This window comes from Melioribacteraceae bacterium, assembly GCA_030584085.1.
GTDB lineage: Bacteria > Bacteroidota > Ignavibacteria > Ignavibacteriales > Melioribacteraceae > SURF-28.
This window is the reverse complement of sequence record CP129490.1, coordinates 1,654,064-1,667,584: the sequence shown is the minus strand read 5'-3', so window position 1 is coordinate 1,667,584 and position 13,521 is coordinate 1,654,064. Positions and strand designations below refer to the sequence as shown.

Genomic DNA, 13,521 nt, shown 5'->3' with positions numbered 1-13,521 from the left:
ATGTCATGTGTATTTTTGTTTATTGAAAAAGCCTTCCTCTTTTAATCTCTCTAATTGCGATTTCATCATATTATTTTCTATTGCCCATTCCCTAATGATTTCAATTCGTTTGGATATTTTTTCTTTTACCTCATCACTACATTCTTTCATTAATTCTCTTTCTTTTTTCTCCCATTCAATAAAACCTTCTCCGTGTTCGATGAACATTTTAACCGACCTAATAATTTGTGATTCTTGGTCATTTTCACTCATATCAGGTAGATTACATATATGATCAAACAAATCTTGAGTATTTTTATCGTTTTCTGCAATTTTCTTTAATTCATCAAAATATTCTTTTGGTAATATTTTTTTAATCTTTTCAATCTCAAATACCTCAAGAACTGGGAAGGGATTATCAATACCAATTTTCACACTCCAATCATATTCGATAATGGATATTGGATATTTTAATATATGTAATATTAATATAAATTCGATTATTCTTTGATATGTATTTAACCACTTTAGAAATATATCTTCCGCAAAAGTTTGACAGTTGGGTTTTGGAATTCCTAATTTATTTGAAAATTTGTAACCTTTTGTATGAACAAAATTATGTAGAAAACTCAATGAATTAAATTCATCTTCCAATCTAAATAACTCATTGAATTTATTAATATTACCATTAGACTTAAGAATTTTCCAAATTTTATCTGACCTTGGTGTGTTTGCTTCCCAAGTGTCCTTTGAATTCAGCCAATCTTTAACCACTTTGTGTCCATCATCATCAATATTGTAATAGACCGATAACATCCCTACTTCCAGAGCATTTCTTAGTGACATAAAGGCTTGTTTATATAAACCGAAAGCTACAAGATTAAATGATATTTGTAATTCATCCCAAGATTCAACATAAGGGAAATAATGACCAGACCAAAAGTTCTCAGTGGTTTGTGGAATTGATTTGCCAATACTATGGTAAACCCATCCTAGTTCTTCAATTTTGTTTTTAATATCAGGTTTCTCAATAAAATATTTCTCTGTTTGTTGTAAAACCTCAAGACTTTTCTCTGGTTCATAAATGTATGGAAATAATTTAATCATATTAATAATGAGTTAATGAAATGTTCATTGCAATACACATAACGGCGTCCAGTTGATTTGCGTGTTAGTGTGCTATTTAAAATGGTAGATCATCATCAACAAATATATCCTTATTATCTTCATCTTCTTTTTTATCATCTCTCTCAATAGATTCTAAAAATTCAATTACACACGCTATGTTCTTGAATATGAGTAAGCTCTCATTATAATTTAGAATTGGATTGTCATGAGCGAAACTCTGATCATTTCTAACTGTATTAAATGCTTCAAGGATTGAAATGGATGTTTTCAAAATTCTTTCTGTCATCTCCGATTCAATTTTATTTTCCGCTCTAAGATGTTTGACATATTCTCCATAGAAACTGTGTAGAGCTTTATTTTTGTCATAGTTAATACTGTGCTTATTACATAAACTGCGAATATATTTAACAACAAACGTATGAAGTCTATCAATTGCTGTTTCAGGTTCATTTTTCTCAATACTATCACGAATTAAATTTGCAAGAGTTGAGAAATCCTTATCCTCAGTATTAGGTTTTATCGCACCAATATGTTCATCCATCGAATCTTGCTTTAATTCTTCACATACTCTTAGGCATTCTTCATATAAGTCATTTAATTCTTTATCTGGAGCTATGTTTAATGATTTCCAATATTCCAGTAGATTCGAGTTAAGTTTCGCAGCCAAATAATTTGATTCAACTTCCCAAAACTTTCTTAATCTATTTGCTTTAGAACCACTAAATCCTTCGTATTTATCATCATAAATATCTTTGTCAATCGTTTGGTAAATAAAATCTCTAAAAGTTCTATTAGTAAAATCCATTACATATCCACCACCCATACCAAATATTTTTTCAAACTTTAGTCTATCAATATATTTTAATTCAGACATTATGATTCCCAATTAATTTAGCACACTAACGGCTGCGTAAATAACCGGCGCCAGAACAGGAAAGCCGATTAAAAGAATAACATCAATAATTTAGCAACCGGTTTGTAAATTCAACCGTACAAGCCGGTTGCAACAATTTAGTTTTAATACATTACTGCTGAATAGCAACCTTGCATATTTCAATAAACCTAAGAAACGCACAAATGCCGGTTTGAAATCGGCGTCCGGTTGATTTGTGGGTTAGGCTGTTTATTTAACTTTTATGCCAACTTAAGATTTGCCATTTATTATTAACGCCAATCTTAAATAAGATTGAATGCCAACTTGTCTTCGTGTTATCTATCGATTTTGTTTCTAAAACCATATACGCTTCTTTTTTATCCTCTGGAAGCCATAAATAAACAAATTCAACTTTAATTTCTTTTCCATCAATGAACATTTCTTTTTTTGATTGATTGCCTAATACTTCAAATATACTTTCGTAAGTATTGTTATTGATTACATATGCTTCGGGAGAAATATTTTCTTTGAGTTCAGTAATATCTTTCCCTTGCAAAATAGATTTTACCATTGGAACAAGTTGTTCAATAAGTTCTGTATTATTTGTCTTATTGCTATCATCTCCACTTTTTGGTGAAGAAAACACAATTGAAGAAAATAATACGAACAGAATTACTACTATCCGTTTCATACTTACCTCATTTTGTTTAGTTGTGATCTATTTCCCATCCTAAAAGGGATGGAATAAAGAGGTAAAGTATTTCTCATAATATTTCCTTTAATAAATTGATATTCGTAATTACACGGATAATTTCTACAGCCTAACTTTTATTTAAGCTGCACGATTTAATAACACTTCGGTTGTTAGTTTTGCGGATTTTGCAGATCTAACAATCATTTATATAATTCAATAAATTCTATAATTGATTATAATGTAAATGCTTATTGAAAAATCTCCGATTAGATTTAAGATTTATTTTATGAAATAATTGCCGATCTAACATTCCGAGAATTGCATCTTGATAAGAGAGAGAAGTAACAAGAGAAAAGGAAACTACAGATGTCAAATCCATAACAACCTAAACTGTTGGAATTGAAAAACAAAATAAGAAAAAAAGTTCAAATGTTCACAAGGAAAAGTTTATTAAGCGTTGAAAAGAATGTTGCAAGCTTCATCAAAAGATTGGATTTTGTAATGATTCCCGAACCATGATCTACGAAATACTTCCTCTGCGGAAGTGTATGTAATTTTTTTATTTGGATTTTTGATTTCAAAAAGAAAGTTCTTACCGGCGTAACCGACTAGAAGATCACCGATCCCATTACCAAAATTAGAGATATCCACAACAGAAACAGCAGGAAGTTTAGCAAGTTTAGTCTGAATCTCATTATGATTGTTGTCCTTTCTTTTTCTTCTTGGATTGCTCATAAAAAATAAGCGGGAGAGTTCACATCGATAATGTTTACAAAGATTTTAGTGTTAATTAATTTGTGAAACAAACTCTCCCTAATTCTTAGATTTATCAGTTATAGTAATTGATTAAGTACGATCATTCTTATCAGCGAACGGATCATCTAAGCACCAAAAAGAGCCGGCACTAATAACGCCGACTTTGAATCCTTCTCCAAGTGGATAAGAATAGACAATCTTATCGTATGGAATTTTAATAGGAATCATTTCGACATCTTCATCTGAGAGAGAAGAATCAATTCCGATTTTGGATAATTGATCTAATCTTTCCTCAGCTTCTTCTCTGAGGAAGGAAGTCTGCGATATAAAAAGTTTTGGTTTCATGGTTTGAATAAATAAATTCGTTTGTCTTTATAATCAGGATGCATATCAATATGAACCCAATTAATATTTTTTTCCATTCTGTAGATGTGCGGAAACTTTTCTTGGTTATCCATAATGATTTGTCGAACATCGTAAGCATCGATATCTTCAACATCGAAGTCGATAGCTCTGCCGAATTTATGTTGAGATAAATGAGAACCAATATTTGTAAACGGATCACGATAACCGCGTGATTTGAAATGACCATCCCACAACCAAGTATTTATAAAAACCTTTTTGTCCGTCCCGGACATATAAGTGAAGAATTCTCTAATATGATCCATCGTGATTTTCATTTCATCAGAGACAAACATCAGTGAATTATCACCATAGATTTTATAAATCTTTTCAGAGACAAATTCATAAGCTTTGAAATATTTTGGAACGTACATAGAGTTAACCTATTTTAATAATGAAAGGACTAGAAGGACAGCAAGGACTACCGAAGAATAAAAGAATTCATTTTTGAAAAGGGGTATCGGTTTCTCAAATTCCTTTACTTCCGTTATCGTTTTAACTTTAGTAATTATTCTTTCCTTCAAATCTGCAGCGATCTCAAAGTAATTAAGTGGTGGAAAGAAATACTTAACAGAGATCCGCGAAGAATCTTTTTGAAATGTTGTGTCGGCTGCTGCGGATATGATACGAGTGGAATCTATATAAACGGTATCGAGTTGAGCAGATAGTTGATTTACTTTAACTGTATCAAAAAGTAAAATAGTATCGGGCTTAGCATATATGGTGTCGGCGGAATGATGGAAAGATGGAATATTGGAATACTGGGAAGAAGATTCATTGCATGATTGGATGATTGAGTTTGAGATTAAGAGTAAGATTATGATTAAGATTAAGATGAATGCTATGGGAAGGATATTCTTCCAATTCATTCTTTGACCTCCGCGAATTTCTGTAATGCTTTTGGAGCGAATGCACCGAAGATAAAAAGTGAAACGAGTGTAACGGATTCCGGAGTGATGCGATCTAAGAATAAAAGCAAGCCGGAAATTGTAAGAGCAGCGATTAAAGCGATAAAAGACATTAATCTCATTGAAGATTTATTTCCTTTATCGTCCGATAAAAATGTTTTGCATGGCTGAGGATTTTCAGTCTTGGTTGTGTCTGTATGTTTGCATTCAAGAATTAATTTGTTTGGCATAATGAGCTCGCGCATAGCGATAAATAAAAAAATCTGTCCCGATTTTAATCGAGACAGAATGGAGTAAATAATGAATCTTAAAAGAAATACATGAAAAGAACTGTTTTCCACCGACTCATAGAATGAATCGGGAGAAACTTTATTAAATACCTATATGATGCGAACCAAGATCTTTACCACCAGGTCTAATGCGAATCGTCATCAATAACGATTCTATAGATGGTCTATTAGTAAGAGAATCAGTTGGTTGAAAATCAATCATAATTTGCAAAAGGTTAGAGTTGTTAAATTTAGTTTTGACATAAACCATTTGATCGTTACTGCCTAAATCAAATATAAGGTGACGATCCCCAGCTAAGGTAAAAGCACCCGAGCAAATCAAATAATTTAAATCAATCATATGAGTGCCGGTATCACCGTAAGGTGTAGAAACAGTAAATGACTCATATATAGAGGGGTGCAAATTTGTGTCGAATATCTTAAAATCAAAAAGATATTGACCAGATTCTAGTATGAAGCTAATATACATTTCATAGTCGACATAAGATTGATTGCTGCAATTGAAAAGAGAACCCGAAGGATTAGTATTGACAATGTTTGGAGAACCATCAAATTTCATCTCCACCGTTTGACCGCCATCTGTGAAAGTGCTATCGCTAGAAGAACTTGAAATCGTAACTCCGGGCATAAACTGCCAATTGACATTATCTTTAAGCAAAATTGAATTATTACCGACATCATAAGTACCCGGAAAAACAAAAATCAAATCCCCCGAATTAGAATTATCAGCGGCATCTTTTGGAGAAGTATAATCGCACTTATCAAGACCAACGGTAATGACATTAGAGGGAAGGGAAAATTGTAAGTCGGTAATACTTTTAAGACCTTTCGATTCTAAGTAAGGTTGAATTTTTCTCATTTGAAAACCTCATAAATAAATTAAAAGTTGTGGCGGGAGAGGGAGTCGAACCCTCGATCTCTAGATCATGAGTCTAGCGAGCTACCACTGCTCCATCCCACTAAAATATTATTTCAATAAAACACGAATTACTTCATCTGCTCCGGTTGCTTCATCTAAAGCATAACCGTTTGAAACTCCCGCATCAAGCGGAACAGCTTTACCGTTTGCGTCTGATTCGACTTCCGCACCAACAGAGACAGCATCACCGGAAAGAACAAGAGCAATACCCGAAACTGTAACAGGTAATTGTTCACCGGATTCTGTATGTGCGTGTGAAACGCCAAGAGATTTTACGGCTGATGATAGTACCGCACCATCAAAACCAACAAATAAAAAAGCGTCTGTTTCAGCAGCAGCTTTAACAGAAGTTATTAATAAAGGTTGTTCTGTTTTCATAACTATTTACCTTTTGATTTCTTTTTAGATTTTGTCACTGATTGAGTTTCATCAGTAACCGGAATTAAAATAGAGGGATGATCTTCTACCTCTTTTTGAGGGAGATCAATAACAGTTCCCTCTTTAATTAATTTTCCGTTGTAGCGGAAATGAGTGTTAGTAATTCTAACTTTCATAAAATAAAAACTCCTTAAGCGTTTGTATCTTTAATTAAATAACCAGCATCAGCACCAAGAATTTTTGCATCAAAAATATCAGTAGTTCTTACAACTTCGATTTTACCGGATTCATCGTAACGATCAACCATAGGCATATTCTTTTTTCGTAGTGTATAACCGAAACTAGGTTCATACAAAGAACGTTCGATATTTTGTGATTTCTGAGGGACATAAGCCAAGACGACATTATCAGCCCAAACATCATTAAAAGCACCGGTATCATCGGCGTACACAGCTTTACCGATTACAATGTTAGGAATATCCAATAAAGCTTTAAGAAGATCGATTGTTACAACTGCGGAAGTAGTGTAAGCAACTCTGTCAACAATTTTAGGGTGTTGTTTCAAAGCTGCGAAAGACGATGCACCGATAACGGCAGTATTCGGGTATGATGCAATTTTAGAACGTACTGCTTCTTTTGCATCTTCAAAAATTGCAATTGGGTCTGATGTATCGGTTGTGAATTTATCACCACTCGCCAAAGTTTCTTTATTTCCGGAAGGATAATTCGATTCGTCTTGTGCTAAATCTGCAGCGATCTTTTCAAGTCTGAGCGAAATACCGTCTGATGTGACTTTAGTTCCGTGTTGCTGTAGATTTACTAAATCTTCATCGGCTTCACGATAATCGATAGGATATTCAAGATCGTGTTCGGTTAAAGCGAAATCAATACTAGATTTATTTTCTGGATTGATTCTGTTTGATTTGGCTCTGATTGCTCTTTCGGTGTTGTAAACTTTGAAAGATTCTTTGGTGAACTGTAAAATTTTACCACCCTCTTTTGTTACAGTTACAACAGGAAAAAGCGAAGTGGCTACATGCTCGGCGTTAAAAAAGCCTCTAGCGATTGTAGTCAAAACCGGGTCGATTACTCTTTTCTTTTTGAGTGACATTTTTTATTCCTTAATTAATTGACAAATTTAGATAAACGTTTTTTGACAATAGCTTTAGTTGAAGATTGTTTACTGTTTTTTGTTTCTTTTTTTGGTTTGGTATTTGTTTTTTTTGTGCTCAATTATTTTTTCTCATTAATTACTTTGTGAAAAGCTTCTTCATAAGTGATTTCATCTTTTTTCATTGTCTTAATTATTTCAGAATGCAACGCTGCAGAATCCGGGTCTAAATCAAAATCATCAAACGTATCGTCTTTAGTTTCCGTTTCAGTTTCTTCAAGAGTTGCGACTTCTTCAAACTGAACAATCTTCGGGATAGAATTCACGAACTCGGTAAGAAGATTTTGAATAGAACTTGAAATTTCATTTTGAGAAGTTTCGGCAAAATTAAGAGTCTCGAAATAATTTAAGAGATCAACCATTTTTTCTTTCATTGCCGGAGTTAAATTTCCATAAGCGACTCTTTCGGTTAACATCATTTCAAAGTTAGCTACGTCAATCTTAGCTCTGAGATCACTCATTTTATTTTCGAGTTTAGAGAGTTCTTCTTTGTTTTCTTCCATGAATTGTAAATTTGAATCAGAATGTTTGGAGATAACATCTTTGAAATCAGATATAACAGTAGTAAGAGTATTCGAAAGATTTTCGAAATAAAGTTTCATTTCGTTTTTGTTTTTGGTTTCATCTTCTTCTGATTTAGAAAAGTTTTCATCTTTGGTTTGAGTTTCATCAGCATCTTTATCTTGTCCTATTTCTTCCTCCAACATTTCTTCATCAAATTCGAACTCGGTTAATTCTTGATCTTCGTTAAACTCGACATCTGCTAAACCTTTTACTGCGGGAACTGTGGCTCCTAAAAATCCAACGTGATTTAGTAGTCCGTCTTTGGTTAAAGAAATGCTACGTTTTAAGAACTTCTTTTCTTTTACTGCATTAACAAAATCCTCAGCCAAATCTTTAGCTTCGGCGAAAAGTCTATCACCTTCAACAAATATTTTTTTAATCCATCCAAAAGCCGGAGCGTTTGATTTCGGGTGTCCTATTACAATTGGGGCTTCATGTTCTGAGCGATTGTAATTATCGGCAATCTGTTCTAAATCGTCGAGTGAATAATCTTTTGTGATTCCGTTTGAGCTTGTGTGAGTGCCGGTTCTAAATATTTCAAATGGTTTCATATTCAAGAATCCTATTTTGTCTGATTTAATTTATTGTTAATATGGAGATAAGAAAAGTAAAAATCAAGAAAGAAATATCAAGGAAAGGAAATATTTAGTAAGTTTAGGAAAGATGAAAAAGCGAAAGAAAAATAATAAGCAGAAAACAAATCCGGAGGATAGACCTTTAACGGATAAGCAGCAAAGATTTGTAGAAGAATACTGCGTGGATTTTAATGCGACTCAAGCAGCATTAAGAGCCGGATATGACAAGAAATATGTTAATAAAACCGGACCAAGGTTGTTGGTAAATGTTGGTATCAAAAAAGAAATTGATAAACGGATTGAGGAACGTAAGAATAAAATAGAAATCACTGAAAAAGAAATAATTGCAGAGTTAGCGAAGATAGCTTTTGCTGATGTAAGGAATCTTTACGAACCAAACTATGAACTTAAAGACATTACTACATTACCGAATGAATTAACTGCTTCGATAAAAGAAATAATAAAATATGACACGGACAAAGGAGTGCGGGTTGGTGTGAAATTTTACTCGAAAGAAACTGCATTAGAATTATTAGGCAAGCATCTGGGAATGTGGATGGCTGATCAAAGGGATAATGAATATTTAATCAAAATAATTGACGAAATAGAGGGAGAGGATTAAGAGCGAAGGCAAAATATTTGTGCAGTGAAGTTGGTGACTGATTGACGGAATGAATGAGCCTTGATCTGTAGGCGATTGAATGCAGGAAAGAAAGAGACAACGGAAAACAAATTATTATGACTGAGCGTATTACTGATGATACCGATTGAATACAAAACAAAATTTCACAGAATCCAGAAAGGAATCTTTTTGAAAGACGAGGGAAAAAGATTTAAGGTGATTGCTAAAGGTCGCCGGTTTGGATTAACGCATGGATTTGCGAAATATGTTATAAGGCAAATGATGTATGGAATTTCTCCGGTTCTGTGGGTCGATACAATCTATGGAAATATCGAAAGATATTTTCGCCGTTACTTTGAGCCGGACTTAAAAAAATGTAAAGCGAAATATAAATTCAGAGCAACGCAAAATGATTTATCGATTTTCAATTCCATTTGTGATTTTCGTTCTGCTGATAAGCCGGAGAACTTAGAGGGATTCGGTTATCGGTTAATAATACTGAATGAAGCCGGAATAATACTTAGAAATAAAAATCTGTGGTTAGAATCTATTTATCCCATGACATTGGATTACAAAGATTCAAAAGTAATTATCGGTGGAACTCCGAAAGGAAAATATCACAAGAATGAAAAGCATTTGTTTTATGAACTTTTTAACAAGAATCACCCGGATTGGAAGTCTTATAATTTCTCGACTTATGATAATCCTCTTTTGGATAAAGACCAAATACGAGAATTAGAGAATGATATTCCGGTCCAACTGAGACGGCAAGAAATACACGGAGAATTTGCTGATCGTTCCGATGAAGGAATAATAAAATCTACATGGTGGAATTATTATACAGACAATGAATATTCAAAAGAGAAAGCAATAAAGCGAATTGCAATGTGGGACACTGCGTTTAAGAAAAGTCAAGAGAATGATTTCTCTGTATGTGGAGTTTGGGTAATAACAACATCGGGATATTATCTTGATTACGTTTTCAGAGAACGCTTAGAGTTTCCCGATTTGAAAAGTGCAGCTGTGGATATTTACGAAAAGCACAAAGTAAATGAGATTTGGATTGAAGATAAAGCAAGCGGAACAAGTTTAATCCAAGAATTAAAAAGAGAAACGAGAATTCCGGTAAAAGAAATAAAAGCTAATCAAGATAAAGTTGAATACGTCCATGCAATCACCCCGCTTTTGCAATCGGGAAAAGTATTTATTCGTGACGGAGAAAAATGGACTGATGAATTTTTACGAGAGTGTGAAGAATTTCCGTATGGTGAATTTGATGATCAAGTTGATATGCTCTCAAAGTTTTTGAATGAAGCGAAGAATGAAGTAAAAGAATTTGATTTGAATTCTTTTAAAGCAATAAAAAGAAAAAAGAATTTCCGAACTATTAGACAAAATTAAATTGAGGAAAATAAAATGCAATTATATTCATTAAAGAAGTTGACGAGTGAAGTTGCTACTAGAAAGAAGCTTTCAAGCTTTACTAGTCTGATGGGAGTTCTACCCGACCCGAATAAAATTCTAGAAGAAAACGCTTATGATTATTCTATCTTCCGGGATTTGTTAACTGATCCACATTTATCGGCAGCATTACAACAAAGAAAGATGCAAGTCCTAGAGAAGATTATCTATCTGCATGGTACAAATGATCAAATAAAAAGAGCGAAAAAAGTTCTTGGGAGAATCGGGGTATTTAGAATAATTAACGAATGCTTAAACTCCTTGCTTTACGGATTCTCACCTATGGAAGTTATTTATGATTACGATGAATTATCAAACGAATTAATCATTACTGATCTGAGAGAGAAACCGCAAGAGTGGTTTATCTTCGATACAAAGAATGAAATAAAGCTGAGAAAGAAAGTCGACGGAAATTATTTTTTTGAACCGGGTCAAACATTGCCGGATTACAAATTTATCATCGTGCGTAATCTTCCAAGTTATGAAAATCCATATGGAGAAAAATTACTAGCTAATGTTTACTGGCCCGTAATTTTTAAGAGAGCAGCTATTGAGTACTGGCAAGATCGAGTTGAAAGATACGGACTACCTTTTATTGAAGGTGATTATCCCGATTCAGCATCAGCGGAGGAAATAACAGCATTTGAAAACAAGATCGAGGAAATGTTAGAAACGAATATTCTTACAAAAAAAGAAAGTTATAAACTTAGTTTCAAAGAACCACCGAAATATGAACTCGGTAAAAGTTTCGAATACATAATAAACTTTCACAATAACGAAATCTCAAAAGCCGTCCTTAGTGAAACACTCACAATCGAGATCGGATCGAGTGGCTCTTACAATGCTGCGAATGTTCATCGTGATATGTTGAGAATGTTAGGTAATGGCGATAAGCAATTACCGGAATTAACATTAAACCGATTATTGCAATATGATATGTTTTTGAACTTCGGGAAAGTTGAAGCTGCGAAAGTGGAATTATTAGATAAGGAATCTCTACCGGATAAAAAGAATATATTAAACATTAGAGGGTAATAAATGTCTGAATCAAATAAAAACATACTTGATATCATGAAGTTTATTTTCTCGATTGTGATAAGCATATTAGTTGCAGCTTTAGGTTACATGATGACAAATAAACTCGAAGCGATAGAAAATCAACTTGAGAGAATTAACACAGCGATTAATAAACAGATGGTGATTAATAATACTGTTGAATATAAGATTGAGGATCATGAAAAGCGGATTGGGAAATTGGAAGATGAGGAGTAAGTGGATATTTGGAATTAGATTTTTATTTGTATCTAAAATGATCAATAAGAGTACTAATTGGAATAATCAAAAACAATTGCACTAAACGAAACAAGATCAATGCTCCAAAGAGATATAAAATTCCAAGTAATAATATTTCCAAAACTATTTCCATAAAAAATAAGATAAGGATTAATTCATAATTATAAAAATAAAACCAGCTTATTTATTAGCATCTCTATTCTTTACATACTCCTCAAGCTTTGAAATAATTTCCATATAAAGATCGTCACTGATTCTCTGAATAGATGAACGATTGATAAGAGAGGAAAAACTTGCCCTTGTTCTACCACAGATTAAAGCTGCAAATGGAGCTTTTATATTATGTTCGTTTAAGAAATCACGAATCTTTTGCTTGTGATCGTTTTCAGAAGGTATCAATTCTTTTTTAGGGAGTTCAGCACCACGAACATATTTCTCATAATAATTTTCAGTATCGATTGATTCAATACTTTTTTTGTAGTACTTAAAATCTTCTTCTGACAAACTATGAGGCGACTTCAAGACTGAATTAAGTGAACCACGTGATTTACCGATATGCATTGCAAGAACTGCAATAGATATATTTTTTTGTTTTAATAAATTTCTTATTTGTTCTTTTCGAGATGGAGATTTAGTCATAAGATAGTTCGTTATTTCATGAATCAAGTAATTTAGTTATTTGTAACTCATAAGTTATACTTATCTTCCGAATTTACATACTCTTCAAGTTTAGAGATTATCTCAGTAGCTTTTTTATCGTCAAGTTTATAATGATTACTAAGACTAGTTTTTGCATTAAAATAAGAAGGTGTAAGGTTACAAATCCTTGCAGCAAATGCTTTATTTATACCGTGGGTGGTTAGAAACTGGTTGATCAGAATTTTATTTTTACACGTACCCTTTTGAGGAATTTTCTTAACAGAAACCGGTCCACGAACATATTTTTCATAGTAATTATCAGTATCTACCGAATCAATAATATTCTTATAAAAAAGGAATGTGTCTTCTCTCATGTTTGATAGATTTGTATTAAACATTCCACGGACAGATTGACGAGATTTACCGGCAAGATTGGCAACAACATTTAGTGAAATATTTTTCTCTTTTAATATATCGAGGAGCTGTTGCTGATATGACTTGGAATTTTTCATGTACCTTTGTAATTATGAAATATTTTTCTAAAGTTAAAAATAAATTGTAAAGATATAAAGCGCATGAATAAAAAATGAGGTAATAATGAAAAAAGAAAGTCCGGTTAACTGGGAAGAGTTAATTGTAAGTAATATGATTCAGTTGGAAGCGTTGACGAATATTCTTATCCGCAAAAAGATTACTGATGATAATGAGTACTTGCTGGAGATAAAAAGCATTCGTGAACAGATGGAGAAGAAGTTGAGGGATTCTACGAAGATGAATTGATTAACACGATTAGAAAATTGAATTTAAGATACCGTTTGGTTAGCTTTTATATTAAATTATTTGTGAGTGAACAATAGTGCATAAGAGT

20 protein-coding genes and 1 tRNA gene are annotated in these 13,521 nt (G+C 32.9%); 5 read left to right on the top strand and 16 right to left on the bottom strand.

Annotation, left to right across the window (positions count from 1 at the left end; translation table 11 throughout):
* Positions 1-3 precede the first annotated feature (3 nt).
* The 14 genes from QY331_07650 to QY331_07585 all read right to left on the bottom strand — a co-directional run bounded on the left by QY331_07650 (position 4) and on the right by QY331_07585 (position 8,614).
* The gene (locus tag QY331_07650; protein ID WKZ71124.1) at positions 4-1,086 is read right to left on the bottom strand and encodes a hypothetical protein; all 1,083 of its coding nucleotides are present in this window, start codon (positions 1,084-1,086) and stop codon (positions 4-6) included.
* Between the two features lie 76 nt (positions 1,087-1,162).
* The gene (locus tag QY331_07645; GenBank protein ID WKZ71123.1) at positions 1,163-1,981 is read right to left on the bottom strand and encodes an abortive infection family protein; all 819 of its coding nucleotides are present in this window, start codon (positions 1,979-1,981) and stop codon (positions 1,163-1,165) included.
* A 253-nt stretch (positions 1,982-2,234) separates the two neighbouring features.
* Positions 2,235-2,672 (bottom strand): hypothetical protein, encoded by a 438-nt coding sequence (locus tag QY331_07640; GenBank protein ID WKZ71122.1) that lies wholly within the window; start codon positions 2,670-2,672, stop codon positions 2,235-2,237.
* A gap of 453 nt (positions 2,673-3,125) precedes the next feature.
* Complete coding sequence (locus QY331_07635; GenBank protein ID WKZ71121.1) at positions 3,126-3,410, bottom strand: hypothetical protein; 285 nt, start codon at positions 3,408-3,410, stop codon at positions 3,126-3,128.
* A gap of 111 nt (positions 3,411-3,521) precedes the next feature.
* Positions 3,522-3,776, bottom strand: coding sequence for a hypothetical protein (locus QY331_07630; protein ID WKZ71120.1), 255 nt, complete (start codon positions 3,774-3,776; stop codon positions 3,522-3,524).
* Positions 3,773-4,207: a D-Ala-D-Ala carboxypeptidase family metallohydrolase gene (locus QY331_07625; GenBank protein WKZ71119.1), complete on the bottom strand. Its 435-nt coding sequence runs from the start codon at positions 4,205-4,207 to the stop codon at positions 3,773-3,775. The genes QY331_07630 and QY331_07625 overlap by 4 nt, the downstream gene beginning before the upstream one ends.
* 9 nt (positions 4,208-4,216) lie before the next feature.
* Entirely contained in the window at positions 4,217-4,702 is a 486-nt protein-coding gene (locus QY331_07620; protein WKZ71118.1) for a hypothetical protein, read from the bottom strand.
* Entirely contained in the window at positions 4,699-4,971 is a 273-nt protein-coding gene (locus QY331_07615) for a hypothetical protein (GenBank protein ID WKZ71117.1), read from the bottom strand. The genes QY331_07620 and QY331_07615 overlap by 4 nt, the downstream gene beginning before the upstream one ends.
* 142 nt (positions 4,972-5,113) lie before the next feature.
* A complete protein-coding gene (locus tag QY331_07610; protein ID WKZ71116.1) occupies positions 5,114-5,890 on the bottom strand; it encodes a hypothetical protein in 777 nt (258 codons plus the stop codon).
* Positions 5,891-5,920: 30 nt separating this feature from the next.
* Positions 5,921-5,992, bottom strand: a tRNA-Met gene (locus QY331_07605).
* Positions 5,993-5,998: 6 nt separating this feature from the next.
* Entirely contained in the window at positions 5,999-6,328 is a 330-nt protein-coding gene (locus QY331_07600; protein WKZ71115.1) for a DUF2190 family protein, read from the bottom strand.
* Between the two features lie 2 nt (positions 6,329-6,330).
* Complete coding sequence (locus QY331_07595; GenBank protein WKZ71114.1) at positions 6,331-6,504, bottom strand: hypothetical protein; 174 nt, start codon at positions 6,502-6,504, stop codon at positions 6,331-6,333.
* 14 nt (positions 6,505-6,518) lie between these two features.
* Positions 6,519-7,439 (bottom strand): hypothetical protein, encoded by a 921-nt coding sequence (locus tag QY331_07590; protein WKZ71113.1) that lies wholly within the window; start codon positions 7,437-7,439, stop codon positions 6,519-6,521.
* 122 nt (positions 7,440-7,561) lie between these two features.
* A complete protein-coding gene (locus QY331_07585; GenBank protein ID WKZ71112.1) occupies positions 7,562-8,614 on the bottom strand; it encodes a hypothetical protein in 1,053 nt (350 codons plus the stop codon).
* A 112-nt stretch (positions 8,615-8,726) separates the two neighbouring features.
* Here QY331_07585 and QY331_07580 point away from each other — a divergent pair, with 112 nt between their 5' ends.
* From QY331_07580 to QY331_07565, 4 genes are all read left to right on the top strand, one after another.
* Positions 8,727-9,260, top strand: a complete 534-nt coding sequence (locus tag QY331_07580; protein WKZ71111.1) for a terminase small subunit — start codon at positions 8,727-8,729, stop codon at positions 9,258-9,260.
* 189 nt (positions 9,261-9,449) lie between these two features.
* Positions 9,450-10,661 (top strand): phage terminase large subunit, encoded by a 1,212-nt coding sequence (gene terL / locus QY331_07575; GenBank protein ID WKZ71110.1) that lies wholly within the window; start codon positions 9,450-9,452, stop codon positions 10,659-10,661.
* A gap of 15 nt (positions 10,662-10,676) precedes the next feature.
* Positions 10,677-11,756: a DUF935 family protein gene (locus QY331_07570; protein WKZ71109.1), complete on the top strand. Its 1,080-nt coding sequence runs from the start codon at positions 10,677-10,679 to the stop codon at positions 11,754-11,756.
* A 3-nt stretch (positions 11,757-11,759) separates the two neighbouring features.
* Positions 11,760-11,993 (top strand): hypothetical protein, encoded by a 234-nt coding sequence (locus QY331_07565; protein ID WKZ71108.1) that lies wholly within the window; start codon positions 11,760-11,762, stop codon positions 11,991-11,993.
* A gap of 201 nt (positions 11,994-12,194) precedes the next feature.
* Here the strand turns inward: QY331_07565 and QY331_07560 are convergent, their stop codons facing one another.
* Both QY331_07560 and QY331_07555 read right to left on the bottom strand, forming a co-directional pair.
* A complete protein-coding gene (locus QY331_07560; protein ID WKZ71107.1) occupies positions 12,195-12,653 on the bottom strand; it encodes a hypothetical protein in 459 nt (152 codons plus the stop codon).
* 47 nt (positions 12,654-12,700) lie between these two features.
* Entirely contained in the window at positions 12,701-13,165 is a 465-nt protein-coding gene (locus tag QY331_07555; GenBank protein WKZ71106.1) for a hypothetical protein, read from the bottom strand.
* An 85-nt stretch (positions 13,166-13,250) separates the two neighbouring features.
* Here QY331_07555 and QY331_07550 point away from each other — a divergent pair, with 85 nt between their 5' ends.
* A complete protein-coding gene (locus QY331_07550) occupies positions 13,251-13,433 on the top strand; it encodes a hypothetical protein (GenBank protein ID WKZ71105.1) in 183 nt (60 codons plus the stop codon).
* Positions 13,434-13,521: the final 88 nt, after the last annotated feature.